Raw genomic sequence first — 13,345 nt, forward strand, 5'->3', positions numbered from 1 at the left:
AATGGCATGTCGTATCAGTGAACTCGTGCTCAAATGCCGCGATCCCGAGGTGCTGGCGCGGTTCTGGTGCGAGGTCCTGGACTTCATCGTGCTCGATGGCGAGGAGGACTGGATCGAGATAGGGCCCCGCGAAGGGTTCGGCGGTCCGCAGCCGACGATCATCCTCAGCCGCAGCGACGACGATCGGGGGAACGGAAGACCCCGGCTGCACATCGACGTCAACGCCACCGACCGCGATCAGGACGCCGAGCTCGAACGTCTTCTGGAGCTCGGGGCGCGCCCGGCGGATGTCGGCCAGACCGGGGGAGAGCAGTGGCACGTCCTCGCTGATCCGGAAGGTAACGAGTTCTGCCTGCTCAAGGCCCGCCTCGCCCCACTCTGACGGTTGGCGTAGCGGAAGGCGTCCGGGTGCATGAGGGAGAGCCGGCGACTTCCCTCGGAAACACCGCCGCATCGACGCGGTCGGCCTTTCTCCCGCGGATTCGACGGCTCTGGCCGATGCGTCGAGCCGAGTGATGCCTGAGCGATATCGTCCCGCCATGCCAAGTTCCGCAGAACGGATCATCGCAGGGCGTTACCGGCTGCTGGACTCGCTCGGCCGCGGCGGAATGGGGATCGTCTGGCGCGCCCGGGACGAGTACCTCGAGCGCGACGTCGCGATGAAGGAGATTCTGCTCCCCAGCGGTCTGGACGATGCGACCCGTGCGGGCATGCTCGAGCGATTCGTTCGTGAGGCCAAGGCCGCCGCGCACCTCGATCACCCGGCGATCATCAACGTGTACGACGTGGTCACCGAGGACGACCTGCCGTGGATCGTCATGCGGCTCGTACGTGGCAGGTCCCTCGACCAGTTGGTCCGCGACGACGGCCCGCTTCCCCCGGACCGTGTCGCGGCGATCGGCCTGCAGATGCTCGACGCGCTGGGCACCGCCCACGCTGCGGGAATCCTGCACCGGGACGTCACACCGAGGAACGTGCTGATCGGTGATGGCGATCGCATCGTCCTGACCGACTTCGGCATCGCGGCGATGGCGGGTGCGACCGCGCTGACCCAGACCGGGACGCTGATCGGATCGCCGGGATACATCGCCCCGGAACGCCTCCGTGGGCGCCCGGCCGGTCCCGAGTCGGACCTGTGGTCGCTCGGCGCCGTGCTCTACTTCGCCGCCGAGGGCAAGCCTGCCTACAGCGCCGATGAGGCCCCCGCCCTGATCGGCATGGTCCTCACAGAGGAACCCGAGCCGCCGGTCCAGGCCGGCCCTCTCGCGCCGGTCCTGGAGGGCCTCCTGATCAAGGATCCGGCCGAACGGCTGAGCGCCGAGGTCACACGACGGCGACTGCGGGCGGTGACCGAGGCGAGCGAGGTCACAGGCCGGGCGCTGGGGGAGCTCACCACGGTGAACCCCGCGTCCCGGCGACACCCCGAAACGTACGACGTGCCGGAGAAACCTTACGGCCCCGTGCCGGTACAGGCCGCGTACTCCGGCGGTCGTCCTCCCGAGGGTCCCTACGGGGCGGGTTTCGCACCGACCATCGCGGAACCCCCCATCCCCTCTCCGCCCGGGTACGTTCCGGGCACGCGCCCGGTCAGGTCGAACGCTTCGGTGAAGCCGGCGACGATCGCCTTGATCTGCGCACTCGTGGTCTTCGTGGGTGCGGCCGCCGTCGTGGTGAATGTGGCCTGGAACCCGTTCCGCATCATCGGCGAGGGGAGGTTCTCCGCGTTCCCGGCCTGCGGCGGGATCACCTCGGCCGCCCTCGACAAGGCGATCCCGCAGCCACGTCACGCGGTCGTCGACCACTGCGAATGGTGGAGCCTGGCCAATGGGAACCTCGACCTCCAGGTCCTGTCGACCACCCGGTACACCCGGTCCTGGTGGCACTCGGCGGAAGACCGCGCGCACTCCAGGATGAACGAGCTCCGCGCCGCCGACCCGTTGAGGAGCGAACTGGTCGTCGGCGATGAGAAGGCCGTCACCGAGGAATCCGGCGAGGACATGCACGGCAGCGGCTCGGCCGTCATCTGGTTCCGGGTGAGCAACGTCGTGGTGAAGATGATGGTCACCGACCCGAGCGGTTCGGCGGCCGCATACTTCAGGGTGATCGGTGCCGCGCGCGAGATCGTCCGCTCCCTCCCGAACCACCGCTGACCAGCGACCCGGCGCCGAGAGGCACAAGGCCGAGCGGTCACGGGCGGACGGTCAGGCGCGGAGGCGGAGGCCGCGGGGGGTGGGCTGGAAGCCGGCGGCCTCCAGGGCGGCGGCGAGGGGGGAGTCGACGATCGACTCGCCGTCGGCGCGTTCGACGGTCAGTTTGCCGAGCGCGCCCTCGCGTACGGCCAGGGGGAGCGCGTCGACGGTGGGCCATCTCAGCAGGGCATGGTGGTGCACCGGCCGGAGTACGCGGCCGGCGTTGTGCTGCGGCTGCTGCGCACCGGCGAGGACACCTTCGACATCCCTCACGACCCTGAGCAGCCGGACATAACTCCCGTTGGAGACGGCATGGAAGCCGAGGCTGCTCGAGAAGGGCGGCTGGGGGTTGACCGTCCGGTTCCGGGGTGGCCTTCGCCCGCCGCTGCGGCCGGGTTGCCGTCGGTGTTGCCGGGTCGATGCCCGGTTCGCCGGGCCCGGAACGTCACTACCGGCGACTAGGAGGCCGATTCGTCCGGCCGGCGCCCGGCGTGCGGCCGGACCAGATCACCGTCAGGGCCCGGGCTGGACACCACCGCAAGCGTCGTGTACCGGGGCATATCGACCCGGCCGGGGCGGGCATCGCGTTCAGCGGTGTCACGTGAGACGGGAAAAATCCCGTCTCACGAAACGGCCCCGAAAACCAGCACCCCATGCGGGACGGGCCGGGGCATGACGCCAACCTTTTGCAACAGGCTCCTTGGAGTCGCGAACGCCGATGTCGTCATCCGTGGCCTTGGCCACCTCCACGCAATCGCCGTTCGGCTCACTGTGCCGCGACTTGCGCCAGCCTGCATAGTTCTTGGTCATGCGCCTGATTCTGTCTCGTTGGTCAGCCCGTTGGCCACCCGGTCGAGGAAGGCGAGGCTCTCCGTGGAGGACAGCGCTATCTCCCTGAGCCGGTTGTACATCCCGGTATACCGTGCCACTTCGTGGTGCTGGGTGAGGATGAGGTCGGTGGTGACGGTGTCGACCACCGCCGTTGCCGGGTCGGTCGCTTCGGAGAACGTGTAGAGGGAGAACGACGCCTTCGGGAGGAAGCCGCCCGTGATGAGGACATCCGACGGCAGCACCCGCATGGTGATGCGCGGCTCGGCTGAGACGACCTTGATCAGGTGCCGGAGCTGCGCGGCCTTCACTGTGGCCGGTACGGCGAGTCGGCGGATCATGGTCTCGTCGAGTACGGCCTCGTAGGTGGGGCCATCCGGGCTGAGAAGGTGCTGCTGTCGGCGGGTTCGAGCCTCGATCATGCGGGTCGGCGAGTAGTCGAGCGGTCCCTGATGCTCGTCCAGTTCGACCATCGCGTCGATGAACTCGGGGATCTGTAGGACGGCGGGGAAGGCCGTCTGGTTGTAGCTACGGATGGACTCGGCCCCGGATTCGAGGTCGGCATAGAGGCGTTGGCGAGGACCCATGACGTTGCCGTACCTGTCCCACCATCCTTTGATGGATGCGTCACGGGCGAGCCGGAGGGTCTTGTCGTACTGCTTACCAGTGATCTCCAGGGCTTCGAGTATCGTCATGATCTCGCCGACGTCCGGGCGGATCTGGGCGTTCTCCAGCTTCGAGATCTTGGTTCGGGACTGGTAGACGAGCCGGGCCAGCTCGTCGGTGGTGAGGCCGTGGGCCTCGCGGAGCTTGCGCAGCTCGGCGGCGAGGCGGCGGCGTCGAATATAGGGGCTGGTCATCGGCGACCTCCCGGGAAGCTTCGCGATGCGTCGGCGTGGTGACCACGAAGGATTACCTTCCGTTGACTTTCATAACGCTATGCGGTCGCCATTCAAGGCGTGTGGCGCATGGCCTGATCCGGACGCGCGCCGGCGAGAACGAATTTGACGGAGCCGAAAGTCCGGCTCCCGAACGTTCGGCAGCCGGGAAGCACCAATCACCCTTTGGAGCCTTTTCACCCGCGCACTTCGCCCCTTGGCGGCGTCACCCCGTGTGAGCATGTGGCCACCGTGCAGGTGTCCCATCCGCTTCCCGACTTCAGCTCATGGAGTGCGCATGCTCTCGACGCTTCACGCTCACACCGCGTCTGCGGCGCTCTGCTGGCGACGGACGTTCGCCGGCGACGCCACGCAGGCCCGTACCGTCCGCCGGTTCGTCTCCTGCCTGCTGGCCGATCATCCCTGCCTCGACGACGTCGTCCTCACCGTGGACGAGATGGTGGTGAATGCGCTCCGGCACACCAAATCCGGTCAGGACGGCGGGTCGTTCACCGTGGAGGTCCGGTTCGTGAGGGATCTCGTGGCCGTCTCGGTCACCGACCAGGGTGGCCCCGGCGAGCCCGTGGCCCGCGACGCCGCCGTGACCGACGAGTCGGGCCGGGGCCTGCGGACGATCTCTCTCACCGCCGAGTCATGGGGCTGGCACGGCAACGACCGGGGCCGTACGGTCACCGCGGTGTTCGAGGCCGGGGTCATGGCGTGAACCAGGAGCATGCGGCCCTCCACGAATGGGTCAGCCGGAGGGTCCACTCGGCCGTCATCGCCGCCATGCGCGCCGATACGCAGGCCGCCGCCGCGTTCGTCGAGGACCTGTCGGGCCTCGACCCGCACACGCGCGACTTCCTTCGCAGATCAAGGCCGGGCGTCTCAAGGCCGGTGACACCTGACCTGGCACCGGTCTCGCAAGAACAAGACCCACCATGCCACGGTCACCGAACGCGGCTGCATCCGCCTCGCCGACGGCAGGGTCTTCAGCGACCCATCACCGGCGGCCGTCGCTCTGGCCGATCATCAGACCAACGGCTGGAATGCCTGGGAGGCCGACGGCGTCAAGCTGAACGACCTGAAGTTGCGATGAGGGGAGCCGTCACCGTCCCGCTCCGCTCGGGCAAGGTGAAGCCGCAGTCGCTGAACGATGACCAGCCGGAGATGTGGTGCGCGGGCGGGTTCGCAAGCACGGCGCCGATCTGTTCCCGGCGATCGGGCCCAGGCTGAGTCGATGTACCTGCAGGCAGCTCACGCGCTCGGCGAGGAGTTCGCGCCAGGGTCTCGGTCTGCGGTGTCGGGCTTCCCGGCAAGGATCCGGTCGGCTCGGGCGTGCACGCGCCAACGGTCTGGGGGTCTCTGCCGAATCGTCGGCTGAAATTCATCAGCGATCAGCCACACCAGCCAGTCAGCCAAATATGGCTTCCACAGTCGTCGGCGGAAGCTTACGCTCGGAGAAGTAGGAGGGGAGTATCCCTTCGCGGCGGTGTCGTCAGCGCGGCCGGTCTCCACAGACGGCCCGGTGCCGCCGGTCTTCGGTCGTCCACGAGGGCGGGAGAGACCTCCGGTGCTGGTCGCTACCGCCCGGAGGATCGACGATGGCCCACTCGTTGAGCGAGTTTCAGGAAGTGGCGATGCTCCCTGGCATCGGTGCCGGTCTTACCTTCCTGATCGTTCTTCTGCTCGTGGTCGTAGTGGTATTCCCGGCCGTATGGTCGAAGGACGCTGAACGCCGTTCTGCGGCACTTACGGTACTGCGTCTTCTGCTGCATCACTGGGCCCAGCGTAGATCTTCGAGAAAAGGTCGCCGGGCGCGCCTCCGAACGTCGAAAGATTGATCATAAGCGGCCCGACATCCCGAGCCGCCTGACCACCAGGCCAACCAGCGACTCGACATTCCCAGCGGCCGGCGCCGCGCGGTTTCCGGGCCGGGGTTCAGGCACGGAGGCGGAGGCCGCGGGGGGTGGGGTGGAAGCCGGCGGCCTCCAGGGCGGCGGCGAGGGGGGAGTCGACGATCGACTCGCCGTCGGCGCGTTCGACGGTCAGCTTGCCGAGCGCGCCCTCGCGTACGGCCAGGGCGAGCGCGTCGACGGCGGGTTGCGGGTCCTCCTCGCCCCAGGACAGCAGGGTCTTGCCGCCGCGTTCGACGTACAGCGTGAGCCGCCCGTCGACCAGCACGACGAGCGCTCCCGCCTTGCGGCCGGGCTTGTGGCCGCTCGCGACCTCGCCGGACCGCTCCGGCCAGGGGAGCGCCGCGCCGTACGGGTTGGCGGGGTCGGTCGCCGCCAGCACCACCGCGCGCGGCGCGTCGGCGTCGGGCCGCGTGGCCCGCAGCCGGTCCACGGCGCCGGGCAGTGCGAACTGCGCCGCGCCGAGCCCCTCGACGAAGTAGCCGCGCCGGGCCCGGCCGGACTCCTCGAACGCCTTCAGCACCGGGTACACCGCCGCGAAGCCGCCCGGTGTCCGCTCGGCCATGACGGCGCCTCGGATCACGACGCCGTACCGGTCGAGCAGCGTCTCGGCCAGCGCGTGCCCGCGCCGCGTCGTGTCGGTCTCCGGCTCGGGCAGCAGCCACCAGCGGCCCGCGGCGGTCGGCGGCCCGGTGCGCGACGGCAGGGCCGGTCGGCGCCGGGTACGGGACCGGTGCGTCGTACGGGTCGAGCCGAGGCGGGCGCGCAGAGGCGCGAGGGTGTCGTTCGTCAGCCGGCCGGCCCACACCAGGTCCCACAGCGCGGTGACGAGCTCGGTGTCGTTCAGCGACCCGACGCGGTCGGACAGCGTGCGGAAGAACACCGCCCCGCCGTCGGACAGCGACTCCAGCACGCGCTCGTGCAGCGGCGTCAGAGTGATCTCGGCGGCCTCGGGCATCAGCAGCCGCGCCGTGTCGGCGAGGTACAGGGACACCCAGCCGTCACCGCCCGGCAGCCCGCCCTGCCCCACCCACACGACCTCGCCGGAGGCGGTCAGCTCGTCGAGCATCGCGGGGGAGTAGCCGGGCACGCGCGCGGGCAGGACCAGGGACTCCAGGGCGGAGGCGGGCACCGCCGCGCCCTGCAGCTGCTCGATCGCGTGGACGAGCGCGTCGATGCCGCGTAGCGAGCCGCGGGACGCGATGCCGTGCCAGGCGGGCAGGAACCGGGCGAGCGCCTCCGGCGGCGACGGCTCCACCTCGGCCCGCAGCCGGGCGAGGGACCGGCGGCGCAGCATCCGCAGCACGCCCGTGTCGCACCACTCCGTGCCGCGCTCGCCGGGCGTGAAGTCGCCCTCGGCGACCCGGCCCGTCGCGGCCAGCCGGCGCAGCCCGTCGGTGACCACCGCGACGCCCAGCCCGAACCGCGCCGCCACGTCGGCCGCGTGGAACGGCCCGTGCGTACGGGCGTGCCGGCTCAGCAGGTCGGCGAGGGGATCGGCGACCGGCTCCAGGAACGCCTCCGGAATGCCCACGGGCAGCGGGACGCCCAGCGCGTCGCGCAGCCGGGCGGCGTCCTCGATCGCGGCCCAGCGCTCCACGCCGCCGACCCGCACCCGGATCGCCCGGCGGGCCTCCTCCAGCTCGGCGGGCCAGCGCGGGTCGACGCCGCGTTCGGTCAGCTCCTCGGTGCTGAGCGGGCCGAGCTCCCGCAGCAGGTCGGCGGTGCCCTCCCGATCGCGGGGGCGGCGCTCGGGCGTCAGCCGCCGCAGCTCGCGATCGGCCTCCGCGACCACCTCCGGGTCGAGCAGCTCCCGCAGGTCCGCCTGACCCAGCAGCTCCGCCAGCAGCGTCGAGTCCAGCGCCAGGGCCTGCGCGCGGCGCTCCGCGAGAGGGGCGTCGCCCTCGTACATGAACGCCCCGATGTAGGCGAACAGCAGCGACCGGGCGTACGGCGACGGGACCTGCGTCTCGACCTCGACGAGCCGCGCCTTGCGGCTCGCCAGCTCGCGCATCAACGCGACGAGGCCCGGCACGTCGAAGACGTCCTGCAGGCACTCGCGCACCGTCTCCAGCACGATCGGGAACGAGGGATAACGGCTCGCGACCGACAGGAGCTGCGCGGCGCGCTGCCGCTGCTGCCACAGCGGCATGCGGCGGCCCGGATTGCGGCGCGGCAGCAGCAGCGCCCGCGCCGCGCACTCACGGAACCGTGATGCGAACAGCGCGGAGTTGCCCAGCTCGTCGGTGACGATCCGCTCGATCTCCTCGGGGTCGAACACCGCCAGGTCGCCCGCCGGCGGGGCCGCGCCGGTCTCGTCGAACCCGGCACCCGTGTCGGGCACCCGCAGCACGATGCCGTCGTCGGAGTGCGCGGCCTGCGCCTCCACGCCGTACCGCTCTCGCAGCCGCGCGGCCATGGCGAGGGCCCACGGCGCGTGCACCCGCGCCCCGAACGGCGAGTGCACCACCACTCGCCAGTCGCCGAGCTCGTCGCGGAACCGCTCGACCACCAGCGTCCGGTCGTCGGGGACGTATCCGGTGGCCTCCCGCTGCTCGGCGAGGTAGGCCAGGAGGTTCCCGGCCGCCCAGTCGTCCAGGCCGGTCGCGCGCAGCCGCTCCCGCGCCGGGTCCGGCTCCAGCGCCGCCAGCTCGCGGCTGAACGCGCCCAGCGCACGGCCCAGCTCCGCCGGCCGACCCGGCGCGTCGCCGTGCCAGAACGGCAGCTTTCCCGGATGGCCCGGGGCGGGGGAGACCAGGACCCGGTCGGGCGTGATGTCCTCGATCCGCCACGAGCTCGCACCCAGCACGAACACGTCGCCGACCCGCGACTCGTACACCATCTCCTCGTCGAGCTCGCCGACCCGCGAGGACTTCTCGCCGACCAGGAACACGCCGAACAGCCCGCGGTCGGGAATCGTGCCGCCGCTGGTCACCGCCAGCCGCTGCCCGCCCGGCCGGCCGCGCAGCACGCCGGCGACGCGGTCCCACACCAGCCGGGGGCGCAGCTCGCCGAACTCGTCGCTGGGGTAGCGGCCCGCGAGCATGTCCAGGGTCGCCTCCAGCACCGACCGCGGCAGTGTCGCGAACGGCGCCGCCCGGCGTACGAGCGTCTCCAACTCGTCCACCGGCCACTCGTCCATCGCGGTCATCGCCACGATCTGCTGGGCGAGGACGTCGAGGGGGTTGCGGGGATACCGCAGCTCCTCGATCGCGCCGTCGCGCATCCGCTCGGCCACGACCGCCGTCTGCACGAGGTCACCGCGGTACTTCGGGAAGATCACGCCCTTGGAGACGGCCCCGACCTGGTGCCCGGCCCGGCCGATCCGCTGCAGGCCGGCCGCCACGGACGGCGGCGACTCCACCTGCACGACCAGGTCCACCGCGCCCATGTCGATGCCCAGCTCCAGGCTGGAGGTCGCCACGACCGCCGGCAGCCGGCCGGCCTTCAGCGACTCCTCGATGCCGGCCCGCTCCTCCTTGGAGACCGAGCCGTGGTGCGCGCGCACGACGTCGGCGGGCGCGCCGCGCGCCGCCCCCGCCTGCGCCATCATCTCCGCCGGTGAGGAGTCCTGCGGCAGCGCCTCACCGTTCTGTCTCTCCCAGGCGAGCTCGTTCAGCCGTCCGCTCAGCCGCTCGGCCAGGCGCCGGGAGTTGGCGAACACGATCGTCGACCGGTGCTCCTCGATCAGGTTGAGCACGGCGTCCTCGACGTGCGGCCAGAGGTTGCGCCCCCGCAGCGGTGAGTCGTCCTCGGCGCCGGGGTCGGGGGGAAGCTCGGTCATGTCCTCCACCGGCACCGAGATCCGCAGGTCGACCTCCTTCTCGTGCGGCGGCTGCACCACCGTCGCGGGCCGCACCCCGCCGAGGAACGTCGCCACCTCCGTCACCGGGCGCACCGTCGCCGACAGGCCGATCCGCTGCGCGGGCCGCTCCAGCAGCGCGTCCAGCCGTTCGAGGGACAGCGCCAGGTGGGCGCCGCGCTTGGTGCCCGCGACGGCGTGCACCTCGTCGACGATCACCGTCTCCACGCCGCGCAGGGCCTCGCGGGCCTGCGAGGTCAGGATCAGGAACAGCGACTCCGGCGTCGTGATCAGGATGTCGGACGGCTTCGTCGCGAACCGGCGGCGCTCGTCGGCCGGGGTGTCCCCGGAGCGCAGCGAGACGCCGATGTCCGGCTCGTCCAGGCCCAGCCGCCGCGCGGTCTGCCGCAGGCCGGTCAGCGGAGCGCGCAGGTTGCGCTCGATGTCCACTGCGAGGGCCTTCAGCGGCGAGACGTACACCACCCGGCAGCGCCGCTTCGGATCCTCCGGCGGCGGGGCCGAGGCCAGCCGGTCCAGCGACCACAGGAACGCGGCCAGGGTCTTGCCCGACCCGGTCGGCGCCACGACGAGGGTGTTGTCACCCCGGGCGATCGACTCCCAGGCGCCCGTCTGGGCCGCCGTGGGCGCGGCGAAGGCCCCGGTGAACCAGGCCCGGGTGGGGGCCGAGAAACGGTCGACGGGGTTCATGCTGCCAGTGTGCACGGCCCCACCGACCGAATCGGCCGCGGCGGGACCGGAACGGTAGCGTGGGAGCCGTGCGACTCACGGTGTTCTGGGATCGGATGAACCAGCAGTTCGGCGCGGGCTACGCCGAGAGCGTGGCCAAGGACTACGTCCTGTCCGAGCTCGGCGGTCGCACCATCGAGCAGGCGCTGGCCGACGGCGAGGACGCCAAGAGCGTCTGGCGGGCCGTCTGCGCCACGTTCGACGTCCCGCAACGGCTGCGGTGAGCGTCGACCGGCTGCTCGCCGAGGCGCGTGCGCGGCTCGTCCGGCTCAAGCCGCTGGAGGCTGCGGAGGCGGTGCGCGAGGGCGCCCGTCTCGTCGACACGCGTCCGGAGTACCAGAGGCGGGCCGACGGCGACATTCCCGGCGCGATCGTCATCGAGCGCAACCATCTGGAGTGGCGGCTCGATCCGCACGGCGGCTTCCGCATCCCGGAGGCCACCGACCATCACGTGCGATGGATCGTGATCTGTGACGAGGGCTACTCCTCCTCGCTGGCCGCCGCGTCGCTGCGCGCGCTCGGGCTGGTCAACGCCACGGACGTCATCGGCGGGTTCCAGGAATGGCGGGCGGCCGGGCTGCCGGTGAGCCGCGGCGCGGCGCCCGTACGCCCCCGGCTCGCCCCGTACGACGGCCGGTAGCCGTTCCCCGGCCGGCGGCCGTCAGACCGGTGCGCTACGGGCGGTCCGCCTCAGCCCGTACCTGGCGGCGAGTGCCTGTGTCAGCATAGGCGCGCCGGAGGCCGAGGTCATCCTGCATGACCTGCAGGACTTGGCCACCGCGTACCCGGCGTGGCCCTGCGGCGACATCGGCGTCACGCCAGGATCCCCACCGGCATCAGATGGCCTCAGCGCCGGATTTTCGATCGTTGGTCCTGGTGCTCCGCCGCCAGGAGCCGGCCGACTGGCCCTCCCGTCTCGCGAAGGTACGGCTCAGCGCTTGGCCCGTGCGGTACCCGACCTGGGCGGCGATCTCCTGCAGACTCATCTCGGTGTCGCGCAGCAGCGCCTTGGCGCGGAACAATCGCCAGGTCGTGAGGTAGCCCAGCGGTGTGTCGCCGGTCCTGTCCCGGAACAACGCGGCGAACGCCGAGCGAGACATCCCCGCAACGTGGGCGAGCTCGCCGATCGTCCACGGATGCGCCAGATCGGCGTGCATGGCGTTGATCGCCGGAGCCAGCAGCGGATCCCGCAGCGCTGCGAGCCACCCCACCGAGCCCGCCGATCCGGTCGAAAAGGCACGCAGCGCTTGCACGAACAGGATGTCGGACAGTCGCGCGCTGATGAAGCCGGAGCCCACGGCGCCCTCGGCCGTCTCCTGCGCGATGAGATCGAACGTGGCACGCAGCCGGCGGCCCGACCGCTCGTCGACGTCGATTCGGAACAGCGGAGGGAGCAGCGAGAACAGCGCGTCGGCGGCCACCGCGTCGAAGGTGAAGCGGCTGGAGAGGATCTCGGCCGTCTCGTCGTCATCGACGCCTTCCGCCGCACTCTCGAAGTCCTCGCAGTCGATGAGCGCGCGGCCGGGACGGTCCTGGAGCTCGAAGGTCACCCCGGCGCGGACGAGGAAGCAGTCGTTCGTGCGGAGCAGCAGTGGTTCGGCCAAGCCTGCGCCGGTGAGCCAGCACGACCCTCGCGCGACGAGCAGGAGGCGGGCGACGTGACGTGACGGGAAGGCGATCCCCCACGGAACGCGGGGGATCATCCGCTTGAACTGCGACTCCTCGATGTTCATCGTCAGCAACAGGTCATCGACGGCACGCACGACGGGCCTCCTGGACGATCGGATACAAAAATCGGACTCTACGCTACTGCGCGTCCAGGTATACACCCATGAGAATCAGGTCATGGTTCTCAGATCAACAGAAACTAACCGGTATGCGGTAGATGGACGAACGACGCCCTGGACGGCCGTACAGCTGCGGGATCTGCGCCTGGCCAACCGCGTGTGGCTCTCGCCGATGTGCCAGTACTCGGCCGACGAACACGGCGCTCCCACCGATTGGCACCTGGCCCATTACGGGGCCCGAGCTGCCGGCGGAGTCGGGATGGTGATGGTCGAGTGCACCGCTGTCGCGCCGGACATGCGTACCACCGTCGGCGACCTGGGCCTGTGGAGTGAGCGCCAGGTCGCCGCTCACCGACGGCTGGCCGATGTCATCCGCTCCGTCGGTTCCGTGCCGGCGGTCCAGCTGGGCATCGCGGGACGGAAAAGCTCGCACGGAGTCCCGTGGGACAACACAGGAACACGACACCCCTTGTCGCCCGCCGACGGTGGGTGGCAGCCGCTCGCACCCTCACCGCTGCCCTTCTCAGGGCTCGCAAAGCCCCGGCCGATGACCCCAGAGGACATCTGCCGAGTTCTCGGAGACATCGAACATGCCGCCCGCAACGCCCACCGAGCCGGCTACGAGGCCCTCGGGCTGCAAGGGTCGAACGGCTACCTGTTCCATCAGTTCTTCTCTCCGCTGGCCAATGAGCGCACCGACGCATGGGGCGGCGACCTTGAGGGACGGATGCGGTTCCCGCTCGCCGTGGTGTCCGCCATGCGCGCCGGGTGGCCGGAGGAGAAGCCGCTCATCATCCGGACTCCGGTCACCGATCTGCTCAGCGGAGGTGTGACGGTGGACGACGCGGAGGTCCTCGTGGGCCGCATGGCCGAGCTCGGCGTGGACCTGGTCGACATCAACGCCGGCGCCCTCGTCCCCGAAGCGCCCCGCCCCTCACAGCCACTCGAGAACACTCGGTTCGCTCAACGCCTCCGCAGAGCCGGCGTGCTTACTGCCACCTCCGGCTTGGTCACTCAGGCACGTCAACTCCATGAGGCCATCCCGGACTCGGTAGATGCTCTGCTGGTCGGCCGGGCGATGCTTCGCGACCCCTACTGGGCACTCCGCGCTCGCGGTGGTCGGCCGACCGACACGTGGCCCAGGCAGTACCACCGGGCGTTCTGACCTATCCGACAAGGGTCATGGTGCAGGCGGCGT

General features: G+C 70.8%; 13 protein-coding genes. 7 read left to right on the top strand and 6 right to left on the bottom strand.

The window, feature by feature from the left end; translation table 11 throughout:
• The first annotated feature begins 1 nt into the window (after position 1).
• Both NE234_RS03225 and NE234_RS03230 read left to right on the top strand, forming a co-directional pair.
• The gene (locus NE234_RS03225) at positions 2-382 is read left to right on the top strand and encodes a VOC family protein (protein WP_252776827.1); all 381 of its coding nucleotides are present in this window, start codon (positions 2-4) and stop codon (positions 380-382) included.
• Between the two features lie 157 nt (positions 383-539).
• Entirely contained in the window at positions 540-2,150 is a 1,611-nt protein-coding gene (locus tag NE234_RS03230) for a serine/threonine-protein kinase (protein ID WP_252776829.1), read from the top strand.
• Positions 2,151-2,201: 51 nt separating this feature from the next.
• On the opposite strand, the gene NE234_RS03235 is transcribed toward NE234_RS03230, so the two are convergent.
• The 3 genes from NE234_RS03235 to NE234_RS03245 all read right to left on the bottom strand — a co-directional run bounded on the left by NE234_RS03235 (position 2,202) and on the right by NE234_RS03245 (position 3,877).
• A complete protein-coding gene (locus NE234_RS03235) occupies positions 2,202-2,462 on the bottom strand; it encodes a hypothetical protein (RefSeq protein WP_252776830.1) in 261 nt (86 codons plus the stop codon).
• A 324-nt stretch (positions 2,463-2,786) separates the two neighbouring features.
• Positions 2,787-2,999, bottom strand: a complete 213-nt coding sequence (locus NE234_RS03240) for a DUF397 domain-containing protein (RefSeq protein ID WP_252776832.1) — start codon at positions 2,997-2,999, stop codon at positions 2,787-2,789.
• Complete coding sequence (locus NE234_RS03245) at positions 2,996-3,877, bottom strand: helix-turn-helix domain-containing protein (RefSeq protein WP_252776834.1); 882 nt, start codon at positions 3,875-3,877, stop codon at positions 2,996-2,998. The genes NE234_RS03240 and NE234_RS03245 overlap by 4 nt, the downstream gene beginning before the upstream one ends.
• Before the next feature lie 316 nt (positions 3,878-4,193).
• On the opposite strand from NE234_RS03245, the gene NE234_RS03250 reads away from it, so the two are divergent.
• Both NE234_RS03250 and NE234_RS45785 read left to right on the top strand, forming a co-directional pair.
• Positions 4,194-4,619, top strand: coding sequence for an ATP-binding protein (locus NE234_RS03250; RefSeq protein WP_252776835.1), 426 nt, complete (start codon positions 4,194-4,196; stop codon positions 4,617-4,619).
• Positions 4,620-4,799: 180 nt separating this feature from the next.
• A complete protein-coding gene (locus NE234_RS45785) occupies positions 4,800-4,994 on the top strand; it encodes a restriction system modified-DNA reader domain-containing protein (protein WP_406566932.1) in 195 nt (64 codons plus the stop codon).
• Positions 4,995-5,478: 484 nt separating this feature from the next.
• On the opposite strand, the gene NE234_RS03255 is transcribed toward NE234_RS45785, so the two are convergent.
• Together NE234_RS03255 and NE234_RS03260 are read right to left on the bottom strand one after the other, a co-directional pair.
• Positions 5,479-5,676 carry a hypothetical protein gene (locus NE234_RS03255; protein WP_252776837.1) on the bottom strand — a complete coding sequence of 66 codons (198 nt, stop codon included), beginning with the start codon at positions 5,674-5,676 and terminating at the stop codon, positions 5,479-5,481.
• Positions 5,677-5,836: 160 nt separating this feature from the next.
• Complete coding sequence (locus NE234_RS03260; protein ID WP_252776852.1) at positions 5,837-10,321, bottom strand: ATP-dependent helicase; 4,485 nt, start codon at positions 10,319-10,321, stop codon at positions 5,837-5,839.
• A 68-nt stretch (positions 10,322-10,389) separates the two neighbouring features.
• On the opposite strand from NE234_RS03260, the gene NE234_RS03265 reads away from it, so the two are divergent.
• Positions 10,390-10,584: a DUF3046 domain-containing protein gene (locus tag NE234_RS03265; protein ID WP_252776861.1), complete on the top strand. Its 195-nt coding sequence runs from the start codon at positions 10,390-10,392 to the stop codon at positions 10,582-10,584.
• On the top strand, positions 10,581-11,000 hold the full coding sequence (locus NE234_RS03270; RefSeq protein WP_252776863.1) for a rhodanese-like domain-containing protein: 420 nt from the start codon (positions 10,581-10,583) through the stop codon (positions 10,998-11,000). The genes NE234_RS03265 and NE234_RS03270 overlap by 4 nt, the downstream gene beginning before the upstream one ends.
• Positions 11,001-11,196: 196 nt before the next feature.
• On the opposite strand, the gene NE234_RS03275 is transcribed toward NE234_RS03270, so the two are convergent.
• Positions 11,197-12,123, bottom strand: coding sequence for an AraC family transcriptional regulator (locus NE234_RS03275; protein WP_252776866.1), 927 nt, complete (start codon positions 12,121-12,123; stop codon positions 11,197-11,199).
• An 82-nt stretch (positions 12,124-12,205) separates the two neighbouring features.
• Between NE234_RS03275 and NE234_RS03280 the strand changes: the two genes are divergently transcribed.
• Positions 12,206-13,312: an oxidoreductase gene (locus tag NE234_RS03280; protein ID WP_252776867.1), complete on the top strand. Its 1,107-nt coding sequence runs from the start codon at positions 12,206-12,208 to the stop codon at positions 13,310-13,312.
• Positions 13,313-13,345 lie beyond the last annotated feature (33 nt).

It is taken from the genome of Actinoallomurus rhizosphaericola (genome assembly GCF_024055675.1).
In the GTDB taxonomy this organism is placed as follows: Bacteria; Actinomycetota; Actinomycetes; order Streptosporangiales; family Streptosporangiaceae; genus Actinoallomurus; species Actinoallomurus soli.

What these genes read in the sequence shown, in the direction of transcription:
- NE234_RS03225 (WP_252776827.1), top strand. Translation starts at nt 2, where the DNA reads ATGGCATGTCGTATCAGTGAACTCGTGCTCAAATGCCGCGATCCCGAG.
- NE234_RS03230 (WP_252776829.1), top strand. Translation starts at nt 540, where the DNA reads ATGCCAAGTTCCGCAGAACGGATCATCGCAGGGCGTTACCGGCTGCTG.
- NE234_RS03240 (WP_252776832.1), bottom strand. Translation starts at nt 2,999, where the DNA reads ATGACCAAGAACTATGCAGGCTGGCGCAAGTCGCGGCACAGTGAGCCG.
- NE234_RS03245 (WP_252776834.1), bottom strand. Translation starts at nt 3,877, where the DNA reads ATGACCAGCCCCTATATTCGACGCCGCCGCCTCGCCGCCGAGCTGCGC.
- NE234_RS03250 (WP_252776835.1), top strand. Translation starts at nt 4,194, where the DNA reads ATGCTCTCGACGCTTCACGCTCACACCGCGTCTGCGGCGCTCTGCTGG.
- NE234_RS03260 (WP_252776852.1), bottom strand. Translation starts at nt 10,321, where the DNA reads ATGAACCCCGTCGACCGTTTCTCGGCCCCCACCCGGGCCTGGTTCACC.
- NE234_RS03280 (WP_252776867.1), top strand. Translation starts at nt 12,206, where the DNA reads ATGGTTCTCAGATCAACAGAAACTAACCGGTATGCGGTAGATGGACGA.